The sequence below is a fragment of the Vreelandella sp. 2A-K22 genome, from assembly GCF_054065485.1.
The window spans coordinates 175,056-189,329 of sequence record NZ_JBSUGC010000001.1; the positions used below are offsets into that span (position 1 = coordinate 175,056).

13 protein-coding genes are annotated in these 14,274 nt (G+C 52.1%); 8 read left to right on the plus strand and 5 right to left on the minus strand.

The window, feature by feature from the left end; translation table 11 throughout:
- Window positions 1-413 precede the first annotated feature (413 nt).
- The 8 genes from ACW17M_RS00825 (at window position 414) to hglS (ending at window position 9,426) form a co-directional block, all read left to right on the plus strand.
- Window positions 414-2,258 (plus strand): bifunctional sugar phosphate isomerase/epimerase/4-hydroxyphenylpyruvate dioxygenase family protein, encoded by a 1,845-nt coding sequence (locus ACW17M_RS00825; protein WP_230804261.1) that lies wholly within the window; start codon window positions 414-416, stop codon window positions 2,256-2,258.
- Between the two features lie 57 nt (window positions 2,259-2,315).
- Window positions 2,316-3,182, plus strand: a complete 867-nt coding sequence (locus ACW17M_RS00830) for a shikimate dehydrogenase family protein (protein WP_230804259.1) — start codon at window positions 2,316-2,318, stop codon at window positions 3,180-3,182.
- Window positions 3,179-3,628 carry a type II 3-dehydroquinate dehydratase gene (gene aroQ / locus ACW17M_RS00835; protein WP_027958712.1) on the plus strand — a complete coding sequence of 150 codons (450 nt, stop codon included), beginning with the start codon at window positions 3,179-3,181 and terminating at the stop codon, window positions 3,626-3,628. The genes ACW17M_RS00830 and aroQ overlap by 4 nt, the downstream gene beginning before the upstream one ends.
- Before the next feature lie 30 nt (window positions 3,629-3,658).
- Window positions 3,659-4,702 carry a Gfo/Idh/MocA family protein gene (locus ACW17M_RS00840; RefSeq protein ID WP_230804257.1) on the plus strand — a complete coding sequence of 348 codons (1,044 nt, stop codon included), beginning with the start codon at window positions 3,659-3,661 and terminating at the stop codon, window positions 4,700-4,702.
- A gap of 225 nt (window positions 4,703-4,927) precedes the next feature.
- Window positions 4,928-5,914 (plus strand): Bug family tripartite tricarboxylate transporter substrate binding protein, encoded by a 987-nt coding sequence (locus ACW17M_RS00845; protein ID WP_022521133.1) that lies wholly within the window; start codon window positions 4,928-4,930, stop codon window positions 5,912-5,914.
- 72 nt (window positions 5,915-5,986) lie between these two features.
- Window positions 5,987-6,493 carry a tripartite tricarboxylate transporter TctB family protein gene (locus ACW17M_RS00850; RefSeq protein WP_457546735.1) on the plus strand — a complete coding sequence of 169 codons (507 nt, stop codon included), beginning with the start codon at window positions 5,987-5,989 and terminating at the stop codon, window positions 6,491-6,493.
- Between the two features lie 27 nt (window positions 6,494-6,520).
- Entirely contained in the window at window positions 6,521-8,017 is a 1,497-nt protein-coding gene (locus ACW17M_RS00855; RefSeq protein WP_457546736.1) for a tripartite tricarboxylate transporter permease, read from the plus strand.
- Window positions 8,018-8,064: 47 nt separating this feature from the next.
- Complete coding sequence (gene hglS / locus ACW17M_RS00860) at window positions 8,065-9,426, plus strand: 2-oxoadipate dioxygenase/decarboxylase HglS (protein WP_457546737.1); 1,362 nt, start codon at window positions 8,065-8,067, stop codon at window positions 9,424-9,426.
- Window positions 9,427-9,467: 41 nt separating this feature from the next.
- Here the strand turns inward: hglS and ACW17M_RS00865 are convergent, their stop codons facing one another.
- The 5 genes from ACW17M_RS00865 to ACW17M_RS00885 all read right to left on the minus strand — a co-directional run bounded on the left by ACW17M_RS00865 (window position 9,468) and on the right by ACW17M_RS00885 (window position 14,266).
- Entirely contained in the window at window positions 9,468-10,211 is a 744-nt protein-coding gene (locus ACW17M_RS00865; protein ID WP_051912793.1) for an SDR family NAD(P)-dependent oxidoreductase, read from the minus strand.
- A gap of 51 nt (window positions 10,212-10,262) precedes the next feature.
- A complete protein-coding gene (locus ACW17M_RS00870) occupies window positions 10,263-11,213 on the minus strand; it encodes an AEC family transporter (protein WP_161463599.1) in 951 nt (316 codons plus the stop codon).
- Between the two features lie 201 nt (window positions 11,214-11,414).
- Complete coding sequence (locus ACW17M_RS00875) at window positions 11,415-11,888, minus strand: hypothetical protein (RefSeq protein WP_457546738.1); 474 nt, start codon at window positions 11,886-11,888, stop codon at window positions 11,415-11,417.
- A 168-nt stretch (window positions 11,889-12,056) separates the two neighbouring features.
- Window positions 12,057-12,755, minus strand: a complete 699-nt coding sequence (locus ACW17M_RS00880) for a GntR family transcriptional regulator (protein ID WP_457546739.1) — start codon at window positions 12,753-12,755, stop codon at window positions 12,057-12,059.
- The gene (locus ACW17M_RS00885) at window positions 12,755-14,266 is read right to left on the minus strand and encodes a tripartite tricarboxylate transporter permease (RefSeq protein ID WP_457546740.1); all 1,512 of its coding nucleotides are present in this window, start codon (window positions 14,264-14,266) and stop codon (window positions 12,755-12,757) included. The genes ACW17M_RS00880 and ACW17M_RS00885 overlap by 1 nt, the downstream gene beginning before the upstream one ends.
- Window positions 14,267-14,274: the final 8 nt, after the last annotated feature.

A 14,274-nucleotide genomic window follows, 5' to 3' on the forward strand; every position in this document is an offset into this window, starting at 1 on the left:
TTCGCCTTACGAACTTAAGTGCTTAAGGCGAACACTAGTGATCGCTATGGCGGCTGTCAATCAACAAACCTTCGTATAAGACCAAGGTTTAATATTGCGTGATGGCCGTTACAAGGCAGTACTAAACATGCTGTTTTAGCAGGTGTTAATAGAGCTTTGGGCTTATTAGCCATTGTTTCTGATAACAATAAACCTCTATTACCTCTATATAGTAACGGTTTTTGATAGGTGTCGTGTTAGTCGTATAGGGAACAGGTTGCCACACCCCCTATCCTATCGTGCATAATGCGAACTAAAGAGCGCTATGCGAACAATGGTCACCTATACTGAAAGCCATTAGCTCAGCCATAGCGACACATAATAGTCGTGGTGCTAGAGCTCATTCGCTTGAAAGCACTACCTGGGAGGATGCTATGCGCGCAATTGCCACTGTTTGTTTAAGCGGAGACCTGCGAACTAAGCTGGAAGCCATTGCCCGTGCCGGTTTTGATGGCGTAGAAATATTTGAAAACGACCTGCTCTCTTTTGATGGCTCGCCGCAGGAAGTGCGTGCGCTGTGTGAGCGCCTGGGTCTGAAGATCGTTGCCTTTCAACCGTTTCGCGATTTTGAGGCGATGCCGGAGCCGCAGCGCAGCCGCAATCTAAAGCGTGCAGAGCGTAAGTTCGAACTGATGGAGCAGTTAGGTACTGATTTTCTGCTGGTGTGTAGCAATGTATCTCCTCAGGCCATGGATGATATGGATCGCGTAGTGGCCGATTTGCGCGAGCTTGCCGAGCTGGCAGCGAAGCGGAATATTCGGGTGGGGTTTGAAGCGTTGGCCTGGGGGAGGCATATTTCTGACTACCGCGATACGTGGGAAGCCGTGCGGCGCGTCGATCACCCTAATTTGGGCATTGTGCTCGACAGCTTTCACATTCTATCGCGTGGTCACGATCTCTCTGCCATCGGCAAAATCCCTAAACAAAAGATCTTCTTCGTCCAGGTGGCAGATGCGCCGCTGCTGGATATGGATGTACTGCAGTGGAGCCGTCACTTCCGCTGCTTTCCCGGCCAAGGTCGCCTACCGCTGAAAGCCTTCATGGCCGAACTCGCCAAAACCGGTTACGACGGCCCGCTGTCGCTGGAAATTTTTAGCGACGCCTTTCGCGCCGCACCAACCGAAATCACTGCCCTGGATGGTCTTCGTTCGCTCATTCTGCTCGAAAACCTTATCGAGGAGGGCCCCTGGGCAAGCCCTATTCCCCCGGCGCCCAACTACAACGGCATTCATTTTATAGAGTTTACCCTCGACGAAGAGAGCGCCGCGCCGCTCGGCGAATTTATCGATGCACTGGGCTTTCGTCATGTAGGCCGCCATCGTTCCAAAAATGTCGAGCTCTGGAAGCAGGGTGAGATTCATCTGGTGCTCAATTTTGAAACGGACAGCTTTGCCCATACTTTCCGGCTGCTTCACGGCACCTCAGTGTGTGCGGTGGGTTTCCGTGTTGATGATGTTGAACGCGGGCTTGCCCGTGCAAAAGCATTTAAAGCACAGACATTCCGTGGCCAGGTGGGCGAAGGCGAGATGGAAATCTCAGCGCTGCGGGGTATAGAAGGCAGCCTTGTTTACCTGGTGGATGATCAAGCGGCTGAGGACTTGCAGTGGCGAACCGATTTTGAACTGTTTGACCAAGAGAGCCGCAATGAGGCCGGTCTCACCCGGGTAGATCACCTCTCTTACGTACTGCCCGCTACGCAGCTACTCAGTTGGCAGCTCTTTCACCGCACCGTATTTGGATTTAACGCGGCCGCAGAGAACGAGATCATCGACCCAAGGGGCATGATGATCAGCCAAGCGGTGATTAGCCCAGAGCAGAGTATTCGCATCCCGTTGACGGTTTCACAGGCCCAGGATACCCAGCCAGGGCGTTTTCTGAGCGAGTTTCGCGGTGGCGTGCAGCAGATCGCCTTTGAAAGCCACGATATCTTCGCCACGGTTGATGAGCTACAAGCGCGCGGCTTGCCGCTGCTGAAAATTCCGCAGAATTACTACGACGATCTTGAAGCACGCTACGGGCTGGAAGAGGAGCTGTTAGAGGCAATGCGTAAGCGCAATATTCTGTTTGATCGCAACGACGAAGGCGACTTTCTCCACGCCTATACCGAAACGTTCTCGGGCCGATTCTTCTTCGAAATCGTTGAGCGGCGTGGAGCCTACCAGCAGTTTGGTGCTGCCAACGCGGGCATTCGCCTGGCCGCTCAGGCCGCCCAGCGCTAATTAGACAAAACGAAAACAATGCGGCGGTGCAAAGCGGCACTGCTCGGGAGGATAGCAATGAAACTTGGCCTAATCGGTAAAGCGATTATGAACTCCAGTTCACCGGACTTGCATGTTCGGCTGGGGCAGCTCACTGGCATACTTACTACTTACGACCTGTTTGATGCCAACGAGCAACCGATTAAGTCACTGGCAAAACAGGTAGATAAAGTCATCGCCGCAGGCTATCGCGGAGTTAATGTGACATTTCCCTGGAAAGAGACCGCCGTTGGGCTGGCCTCCCGTCTATCCACGGGCGCAAAAATGGTCGGCGCTGCCAATACATTGGTGTTTGAAAACGGCGAAATCATCGCGGAGAACACAGACTTTACCGGCTTTATGAGTGGCTTTCGTGCCACCTTAGGTGAGCGCAAACCGGGCCGCGTACTGTTGATGGGCACCGGCGGCGTCGGCAAAGCCGTTGCTTTTGGCCTGGGGCAACTGGGTGCAAGCGAGGTAATCCTGATGGATCTGGATGACGCCAAGTCGCGCCAGCTGGCCAAGGAGCTACAGCAACACGGTTTCACTGCATCGACCATTACCGCCGCGCAGCTGGCTGATACCGTGCCCCACTGCGATGGGCTAGTAAACTGTACACCGATTGGGCACGAAAAAAGCCCCGGCTGCCCGCTGCCTGCAGAGCTGGTGCAGGCGCACCACTGGATTTTTGATGCGGTGTACGTGCCCGCCGTCACTGAATTTATTTCCGCGGCAAAGCAAGCGGGCGCTGCGGTGGTTAGCGGGGTTAGCCTGTTTGTGTATCAGGGCGTCGACGCCTTTAAGCTGTTCTGTGAAGATGAAGCTAAACGCGAGGCGGCTGACCAGCAGTCAACCACGCTATTTGCCCACTACCGTCGCGAACTACTCAAGGAAACTGACGAATGAGCCAAGGTAAAGTATTAGTGCTGCACGGACCTAATTTGAATCTGCTCGGTACCCGCCAGCCGGAAATTTATGGCTATGAGACCCTTGAAGACGTCAATAACGCGCTACGTGAAAAAGCCGTCATGGCTGACTGGGAGCTTAACTGCCTGCAGAGCAACCACGAAGGCGCGCTGATTGATGCTATTCATGCGGCACGGCTTGATGGTACCCAGGCAATTATTATCAATCCCGCTGCCTATACCCACACGTCAGTAGCGATTCTGGATGCGCTTAACGCCTTTGAGGGTAAGGTCATCGAAGTGCATATCTCTAATGTACACAAGCGCGAAAGCTTCCGTCACCACTCCTATGTATCGCTGCGTGCCGATGGCGTCATTGCCGGGCTGGGCACACAGGGTTATCAGGCCGCGCTGGATGCGATCATGAAAGCGGCGAGCATCTCCTAGGGTGATCCATTAATAGTTGAGAAGGTTGTCATGACCAGACTTCGACTAGCCTTGGTGGGGGCGGGTGTTATCGGTCGTCGCCATATCGGCTTGATCCAGGAGAGTGCCCAGGTAGCGCTAACCGCCATTGTTGGCCCAGGGGCTGCAACGCAAACCCTTGCCAATACGTTGGCCGTTGAGCACCACCAGGATCTACCCACGCTTTTTGCCCGGCAAACAGTAGACGGGGTGATTTTGGCAACCCCCAACGCGCTACATGTGGAACAAGCCCTGCTGTGCATAGAAGCAGGTGTGCCTGCGCTAATTGAAAAGCCCGTGGCGCATAGCGTGGCGGAAGGCGAGCGGCTGTTGAACGCGGCAAGCACTTCCTCAGTCCCTCTTTTAGTCGGTCATCACCGGGCCCATAGCCCCATTTTAGCCAAAGCGCGTGCCATCATTGCCGAAGGGGTGATTGGGCAGCCGGTCGCTATTCAGGGAAGCGCGCTTTTTTATAAGCCGGATAGCTATTTTGACGAGGCTGCATGGCGCAGGGAGCCGGGAGGTGGGCCTGTGTTGATCAACCTAATCCATGAGATTGGTAATCTGCGCTCACTGTTGGGCGATATCACCCATGTGCAGGCGATGACCTCCCAGGCCACGCGCCAGTTCACCGTGGAAGATACCGCGGCCATTAACTTTCGGTTTGCTAACGGCGCGCTGGGCACATTTTTACTGAGCGATACGGCGGCCACGCCGCGTAGCTGGGAGCAGTCTAGCGGTGAGGATCCTGTCTACGCGCATTACCCCGATGAGGAGTGTTATCTGGTGGCCGGTACTCAGGGGTCATTGTCGGTACCGACGCTGCGCATCAAACGCTACTGTGAGGAGCAAGTTGCTTCATGGTGGGAACCGTTTGATGAGCTGACACTCGATGTTCGCCGCGATGACCCTTTGGATTGCCAACTCGCTCATTTTGTCGCCGTTATCCGCGGCGAAGCAACGCCCTTGGTCAGCGTGCACGATGGTTTGCAAAACCTAAGAGTCGTTGAGGCGATTTACGATGCGGCTGCCACAGGCCGGTGTATAGCACTCTAGGCGAGTTATCAAAATAAGTTGTCGTTCCACAACAAGAGTTAACATTTCTGATAGTTAGAATACTGTCTATTGATAAACCTATTAAGTTAAATATGCTTTAGTTTTAGATGTTTATACTAAAGTCGTGTTTTTTATGACTAAAGTAAAAGAGTAATCTCGCTGTATGTAGCGCGAATAGATGTACGAAATGCGAACATAAAAACAAAGCAATAATAGGAAGTTAAAATGAAAAAAATCTTTGCCGCAACCTGTCTCGCCGTTTGCAGCAGCGCCTTGGCTCTCGGTCTCACTGTTTCCTCCGCTAGCGCCAATGAGTGGCCGACTAGCGATATTCGCCTGGTCGTTCCTTATGCGCCGGGTGGCACTACCGACGTCTTGTCCCGTCGTGTTGCTGATCTCCTTCAGCAAGAACTCGATGCCAATGTCATTGTAGAAAATCGCCCGGGCGCGGGCTCCACTGTAGGCACTGGCAGGCTGGCCCGCGGTGGCCGTGATGCTGACCACACCATCCTGATGGCATCCCCAGGGCACACAATTGGTGCCGCGATTTACCCAGACCTGGCCTATGACCCCGTTGAAGATTTTGTCTTTCTACAAAATATGATCGATATCCCCAATGTCATGGTGGTGCCCGCAGACAGCCCCTATGAGAATGTTATTGAGTTTATCGAAGCTGCGAAAGAAGACAACATGACCTTCAGCCACAGCGGCGTAGGTAGCTCCATTCATATGTCGGGTGAGTTATTCAAAACGCTGACCGAAACGAATATGACGGCAGTGCCTTTTGCGGGTAGCGGCGCGGCGCTTCCTGCGTTGCTGAGCGGCGATGTGGATGTTTCGTTTGAGAACATGCCAGCGGTGCTCTCGCACATACGTTCAGGTGATCTACGTGCGCTGGCGGTTACTTCTGCCGAGCGTTCCGAGTACCTTCCCGATGTCCCGACGTTGTCAGAAATTGGTGAATATAACCTCGACCAGTTCATCACGACTGCCTGGTTCGGCCTGATTGCGCACAGCTCCTTCCCTGAAGAGGCCCAGAGCACAATGCGAGAAGCGCTAGCCAATGTCATGGAGCGCGAAGAGTTTCTGGATTTCGCCGAACAGCTGGGTGCTGAGCCGGGCCAAGTGGCCGGTGATGAGTTCAAACAGTTTATCGCCGATGACCTGCAGCGCTGGGAAGAGGTTGCCGAGCAGGCTGGTATCAGTCAATAAGTTCAGTAACCCCCAATAAGTTAAGGCGAGGGCTATGTCCTCGCCTCTCTTATTTGTTAGGAGAAGGCAGCGATGACGACATCGGATTCCCATCGCAGGGTGAAGATAAAGGACATCGGCGATGTTATAGCAGGCGTTGTCCTGCTGGGATTTGCCCTTGTGCTGGTCTTTTACCTGGTACCCAACTACATCAATGAGCCGCCCATTCTGCAAAACCCGATGATGTCGCCCCGCTGGCTGCCTACGATCGTGGGTTGGTTGATTTTGCTGTTTTCCATTCTGCTCATCTTTCAAGGCTTACTGGTAACAGGTGCTCGCGAGGAAGATGAGCGAGCGATTGAAAAGGGCTCGCCGCGGCGTTTCTTTATGATGGTCGTTGCGTTAGTGATCTACGTTGCCCTGTTTGAAACGATGGGCGCGGTGTTCTGTGGCATCCTTGCAACGCTCGTCTTGTTTGTGGCCCACCCTGTGCGCACATGGTGGGTGTATAGCTTGGCCTTCCTGTTTCCCATCGTCGTGACATTCTTATTTGTTGAAGTGATGAATGTACCGCTTCCGATAATGCCGTTTTGGCTCTGATTGACTGATTCTCGTACTAGGTGAGCTATGGAAAATTTTTCGGAAGTCATACACCTATTCTTTACCCTGGAGAACTTCCTGGCGATCGCCGTGGGGGTTGTCATCGGTGTGGTGGTGGGTTCGATCCCAGGATTAACCGCGACAATGGCGGTGGCATTAGCGCTGCCCTTCACCTTCTCAATGCAGCCGATTGCCGCCATCTTGCTGCTGGTGGGGATTTACAAAGGGGGGATGTACGGTGGTTCGATTACGGCGATCTTGATACGCACGCCAGGCTCTCCTGCTGCTGCCTGTACGCTGCTTGACGGCTATCCCATGGCCCAGCAGGGGCATGCGAAGAAAGCCCTCAAGGCGGCGCTATACTCTTCGGTTATCGCCGATTTTATCTCCAACATCGCGCTTATCTTCTTTGCCGCTTATCTGGCTAAGATCGCGCTTAATTTCGGCGCCCCGGAATTTTTCTGGCTGATCTGCTTCTCGCTGACCATTATTATTTCCTTGGCCAGTGGCTCGATGATTAAAGGCTTAATGGCGGCTTTGCTGGGTATTCTGCTTTCCATGGTAGGGCTTGACGATGTCTTTGGCTCTCAGCGGTTGACCTTTGGCAGCTACAACTTAATGGATAGCATCTCCTTTATTCCTTTGTTGATTGGCCTGTTCGCCATACCGGAGATTATTGAGTTTTATCGCAAAAAAGCGGTGCCGCATATTAAGGCTAAGGCCAGTGGTGCTGGCTTGGCGTTTTCCGAACTGAAGCGCTGCATGTCGAGCATCGTACGGGGCAGTTTAATTGGGGTCATCATCGGCGCGATACCGGGTACTGGCGCCACCGCGGCGGCGTTTATTTCTTACAGCGATGCGCGCAGGCGCTCGCCTAATAAGGCTAACTTCGGCAAAGGTGAAGTCGAGGGCGTTGCGGCCGCGGAGGCGGGCAATAATGGCGTCGCGGGCGCTACCATGATCCCTCTGCTCTCGTTAGGTATTCCTGGTGATGTGATTACCGCGATTATCCTCGGCGCCTTTATGGTGCATGGTTTGACGCCTGGCCCGCTGATGTTCCAAGAGAACCTATCGCTGATTTATGCGCTGTTTATGGGCATCATGCTCAGCTCCGTTATTTTGCTGGTGGTGGGTAATGTGGCAATTAAGTACTTCTCATTAATTGCTGATATTCCAAAGCCGATTCTGTTTCCCATCGTCCTGATGTTTTGCGTATACGGCGCCTATGCGGTCAATAACGATACCTTCGATGTTGGGTTGATGTTGGCCTTCGGTGTACTGGGATATATCTTCAATCGGGCGGCGATACCCGCAGCTCCTTTTCTGATCGGTTTTATCCTGGGTCCGATGTTTGAAGATAACCTGCGCCGCTCTCTTTTAATCGGCTCCAATGACCTATCAATTTTTGTACGTGGCCCGATTACTTGGTTCTTTATTGCCCTGACAGTGGGCTCGATTGGCTTGGCGTTTTATCGCTTTTGGGAGGCGCGCAGGAAGCGCCCTATAACGTCTAAGACCTCCTAAACCGCTAAGGCTTTACAAACATTTGAATGTGACAAGAGAACAAGTCAATGAGTGACCACTTTTATAGTGCCGATCGTATCCGTGACCGCTTTTCCCAAGCGATGTCCGATATGTATCAGCAAGAGGTACCCCAGTACGGCACGCTGCTCTCGCTGGTGGCGGACGTTAATCGAGAGGTCATTGAGCGCGATGTCAGGCTAGCGGACACGCTCACTGCAAACGGTGAGATGGAGCGGTTGCACGTTGAGCGACACGGCGCTATCCGGGTGGGCAGCCCCGAAGAATTGGCGCTGTTGCGCCGCATGTTTGCCGTTATGGGCATGTTTCCGGTGGGTTACTATGACCTTTCAGTCGCTGGCGTGCCTGTTCATGCAACGGCGTTTCGTCCCATTAACGATGAAGCGCTGAAGTTAAACCCTTTCCGTTTGTTCACGTCGTTACTCCGGCTTGAGCTCATTGCAGATGCCGAGCTGCGCGATCGGGCGGCGGCGATTATAGCGTCGCGAGAGATCGTCACCCCGCAGGCCGTCGCCCTGATCGAACGCTTTGAAGCTCAGGGTGGGCTTAACGAAGCCGAGGCCGAAACCTTTGTGGTTGAGGCGCTGGAAACCTTCCGCTGGCACCGTGATGCCACCGTCGATTTAGCGACCTATCAAGCGCTACACCAAGAGCATCGCTTGATCGCGGATGTGGTCTGCTTCCGCGGGCCGCATATCAACCACTTGACCCCGCGTACCCTGGACATAGACGCGGTGCAGCAGCGCATGCCGACAAAAGGTATTACCCCGAAGGCGATTATTGAAGGGCCGCCTAGGCGCCACTGCCCAATTCTATTGCGGCAAACCAGTTTTAAAGCACTGGAGGAGTCCATCTACTTTGCGGATGAGGCAGAAGGCCAGCATACGGCGCGCTTTGGTGAAATCGAGCAGCGCGGGGTTGCCTTGACCCGTAAAGGGCGAATGCTTTACGACCAGTTGCTGGCTGCTTCACGCCAGGGCGATCCAGCCGTTTCTAATGCTGACCATCAAGCTCATTTAGCCCAAGCGTTTGCTGAGTTTCCTGATGATCAAGACGCGCTGCGCCGCCAAGAGCTGGCATTTTTCCATTACCGTGCAGTGCCGGGGGCTACCACGGCAGAGGACGCCACTAGCGATAACATCGAACGGCTTTTAGCAACGGGTGCACTGGTAGCAACGCCCATGATCTACGAAGATTTTCTACCGGTGAGTGCGGCGGGCATCTTCCAGTCTAACCTGGGCGATGGGACGCGCGATGAGTACAGCAGCCACTCCAGCCAGCAGACGTTTGAGCAGGCCCTGGGCACCGCCGTGACGGATGAAATTGCGCTGTATGAGCGTCGCCAAGCCAACTCGCTGGCCCAGGCACTTGCCGAGCTGGGCGGCGCATAAGGGGGAGCATTCCTGCGCTGAGCGCGCAGCCCTTGGTTGGCCTATCCGACCGTAACACCGCCGCAAACAAACAGCGTTTGGCCGGTCATAAAGCCGCTGCGGTCGTCGCAAAAGAAGCTGACGGCCTGGGCTACGTCTTCGGGCTGGCCCATACGCTTTAACGGAATATTATCGATGATGCGACGGGCGCGCTCAGAATCGGGAGGATTATTCTCCCAAAAGGCACTGGTAGCGATGGGCCCTGGGGCAACGCAGTTAACCGTAATGCCGTGTTCCGCCAGCTCCAACGCCCAGGTTCTCGCCATAGACTGCAGCGCTCCTTTCGTGGCGCTGTAAATGGTGCGCGCCTCTTTGCCGAGCACCACGCGGCTGGCATTGATGACGATGCGCCCCATACCGGCTGCTTTCATGGAAGGCAGCAGTGCCTGTGTGCATATCAGCGCCGAGCGGACGTTCAGGTGCATTAATGTGTCGAAGTCTTCAAGCCGCGTCTCTTCAAGCAGCGCGGGGGCGACAATGCCTACGTTATTGATCAACCGGGTCACCGTATGGCGCTCGGCTATTTTCGCCATCACCCGGCGAGAGGCATCGGCATCGGCAAGGTCGACCAGGACGGCATCAGCTTGCAAAGACGCTGCTTCCGGCTCAACAATATCCACCACGATAACCTGGTAACCCTCTTGCTGGAGACGCAGTGCAATGGCTTGGCCGATGTTTCTAGCCCCGCCGGTCACCACGGCGCAGTGATGCTGAGATGTTCTGCTTTGATCAGAGTGTGGATGCATTTTTGTTATCCTTGGCGGTCATCAATCTTTGTTTTTGTATAAACCCAAACGTTAAAACGTCATCAGTCCCGACATCGTCATCAACCAAATTATTAGGCTAAGCGTAAAGAAGGAGGCGATAGTCGCCACCAGCAGAGCCGCCGCGCTCACCCCGGCTAAGCCATAGCGCTGGCCGAGTAGGGGGTAAATGCTGATCAACGGTGCGGCAGCAAACAGCAGCGCACCGGCCATATAAAGTGGGTCGATACCTGGGACAAGATAAAAGGCGATGAATATAGCCAGCGGGTGAAAGAGGAGTTTGCCGGCCACTATTTGGCCAACGTCCCTGGCCATTCCTTTCACCTGCAGGCCAAACAGCGCCCCGCCAATGACGAAAAGCGCCGCAGGGCCAGCTGCGTCGGCTAGCATATCAATGGCTTTAAACAGCGGGCCAGGTATCTGTACGTGGGATACCGCGAGACTAATGCCGACCAGTAACCCAATCAGCACCGGATTTTTGATTAGGCTAAGCGCTGTGTGTTTGACCGTTTTCCATACGCTGGAACCTTGATGGCTGCCCATTTCGGCCAGAATCAGCGCCATAGGAATAATAATCAGCGTTTCAATGATCATATTGAGCGCCAACAGCACTGCCGCAGGTGAACCGATCACCATGACTGCCACGGGATAGCCGACAAAGCCGCTATTAGCCGCTGCCATACCGAGTGCCTGCATAGCACTGGCGCTAAGTGGTTGGCGCTGTAGTTTTAAGCAGAGCAGTAACCCCGACCCGAAAACAGCGATAGAGCCCAGGCCGTAAGCAACCAGATAGTTGAGCTTGAAAATATCTCCCAGAGGCTGCTGGGTTAACGCTCGAATCACGAGCGCGGGCAGTGCGCAGTAGAGCACAAAGACGCCCACCCCCTGCATCTGCTCGCGCTGGATAATGCCGCTCCATCTCGCTATATAGCCTAAGCCAATTAGTAGGAATATGGGCGTGGTAATCCCAAGTATAGCGAGCATGGCGGCCCCTTAGCGCATGAAGGCAAATGGTTAAGTTCGAATAACGAATAATTGTACGCTATTTCTCTTGTGCTTCATGGCATGGAGTGAACAGAAGGCGTGACAAGTTGCTCGATATAATGCGTACGCAGCGGTGTCACATGCGGATCGATCTGTTCAGAGGCGATGCAATCGGTGTTTTCAGCCCGCAGAGGGTCAGGGTCAAACAGCAGCATCTTGAGCGCTGCCGTTAATTTCAGCTTCCAAGCGCTGCTGCTCGGTGACGCGCACAAAAGCATTCGGCGCGTCCAGCCCTTGGTAACCTTCACGCTGCACCAGCTCGAAGAAGAACGCTTGTCGGCCGGGCTGGGTATACAACTGATGGAAGTCACCGTCGCTGTCCTGATCAAAGAGGATGTGGTGCGCTTGCATCCATTGCAGGGTTTGCGCCGATAGGTCGAAGCGCGCGGCCAGGTCGCGGTAGTAATTCCCGGGAATCGGCAGTACCGGCGTGCCCGCCTGCTGCAGCGCTGCGCTGATGTCGCGCATGGCGTTGGTGTGCAGGGCGACATGATGAATCCCCGAGCCGCCGTATTGGCGCACAAAGCGGTTGCTGGCGGTATCCGGCGAGGCGCTGGCGTCCACCTTCTCTTCCAGCGAGCCGCTTAGGCAAACCGTGGCAATGGATGAGTACATGGCATCACGCTCCTTACATTGAGTAACATCAGTAACCCGCCAGGCGCGGCAGAAAAGTGACCAGCGCTGGTACGAAAGTAATCAGCAGCAGAATCAACACTGCATTTCTAGAATATTTCCGCGTAAAAAGTTCTTGGGTACAGTCTCTCTACTTGTTTTCCTGAAGAATTAACCCCTTAAACTTTGGTTTTTATTGCTGTTTTGGATAGCCAGCGCTTTTAGATAAACATTTTGCGTGCGCATTATGTGTTCATGGAGTGTTTCTTCAAATGCAGATATTTTGTTTTCTTTCAAGTGGCTAATCATTGTTATATGTTCTCTAAAGCTTATTGCTCTTAGTTCACTTTGAGGAGAAGTGATAGAGACTCGTAAAGCAGCAATGCGACTATTAACTAAGTTGAATGCATTGCTCAAGTATTTATTGTCACAGTATTCAAAAAAAGTTTGGTGATATGAGTTGTCTAGCTTTGAATATTCGAAAGCGTTGTTACTCTCCATTGCAACGTGCATTTTTTGAGCAATATGTACTAGCGATTTTACTAGTTTTATTGGTTTTTTATAAAAGCTACGTTTTGCCGCTTGTAGCTCTACCATAAAACGGAAATCACAAATGTCTACTACATCTGAATTGTTTGGCTTAAACACAAAGCTGCCACGCTTAGGTTTTACGATAACAAGACCAACTGTTTGAAGTCTTGCTAGAGCGTCTCTAATGGGGGTTCTGCTTACACCTAACTTGAGAGAAAGCGCTTCTTCAGAGATCTTTTCACCAAGGGCAAAATCACCATTTATAATAGCTAACTGAAGCCTCTCAGTAACTATGTCAGTCAATGATTGAACGGCTCCAATATGGAGTTTTTGACTCATTATAAGTACCCACTGCGTTGAGTGTTTTGGTACTTTCGGAGAAGGCCTAGTAATAAAGGCATAAACCATATGAAAAGTGTAATAATACCAAGCGTTGCAGCTATCGGGCGTGAGAAAAACTCAAGAAAATTGCCGTCACTTTTTATGAGAGATGTAATTAAATTGCTTTCAAGCATTGGCCCCATAACGATTCCCAAAATAGCAGGAGCTACAGGCAAACCATTCTCTTCCATAAAGTAGGCTAGCAGTCCCAATAACAGCATAATCACAATGCCCGTGTATGTGTTGTCGATAGCATAAGAGCCAGCTATGGCAAAGATTAAAATGAAAGGAATTAAAATTGATTTTTTTACCTGTAAAAGATGGCGTGAAATTAATATGGCAACCAATCCAAGAGGGATTATTAATAAGTTGGCAACTAAGAAAGTGATAAAGATAGCAGTTACTTCTACACCTTTAGTAATAAAAACCAAGGGCCCAGGGTTTAGTCCCTTGGCATAGAGAACGCCGATGACAATCGCTGTAATTGAATCTCCAGGAATGCCAAATACCATCGCGGGAACATAAGCACCAGAAAGTGAAGAATTGTTAGCAGAGCAAGCGTCGACTAATCCTTCATCATGGCCTGAGCCGTATTTTTCGGGATACCGAGACATTTTTTTGGAGACAGCGTATGCAATCCAGCTTCCAATATCTGAACCAGCACCAGGCAAAATTCCTACTGCGTTGCCTATCGCAGAGCCACGCACCATATTAATCTTATACTTATATAAGGTCTTGCCTAGCCCTGAGAATAGAGAGCGAACACTGACATGTACAGGTGCTTCTTCGCTTGAGTCTTTATAAACGATTGTGCGAATAATTTCGGGAATAGCAAACATGCCAATTAATGCAGGAATAAAGGCAACTCCTGAAAGTATCGCATCTATTCCAAAGACAAAGCGAGGGTGTCCAGCGGTTGAGTCGAGGCCAATGGTTGCAATAAAAAGCCCTATGCCCAGTGAAAGCAAGCTTTTAAGTATTGAACCACTACCTAACATCACCGCCGCCGTCAACCCGAGTAGTGCCAGCCAAAAGTACTCTGTGGAGGTGAAGTTTAATGATACTAAGGCAAGCTTCGGTGCAGTAAACATTAGAACCAATGAACCAAAGATACCACCAAAAGCAGCACAAAAAACCGATATACCAAGAGCATGACCTACTTTACCTTTAACTGCGAGGCCATTCATATCATTAACATACGCAGCCGATGCAGCTGTGCCAGGAATTCTCAGTAAGGCGGTAGGAATGTCAGAAGCAAAAATCGCCATAGCAGCTGTTGTCACGATAGCGGCGATGGCAGGCACTGGATCCATAAAAAAAGTAATGGGCACCAATATCGCGGTCGCCATTGTGGCTGAAAGGCCAGGGATAGCACCAACAAACAGGCCAAATAACGCACTAGCAAAAATAATGCTTAGTGTCGTGTAATTAAATACTAAGGGAAGGGCGCTCGCAATATTATCAATCATTTTGAATA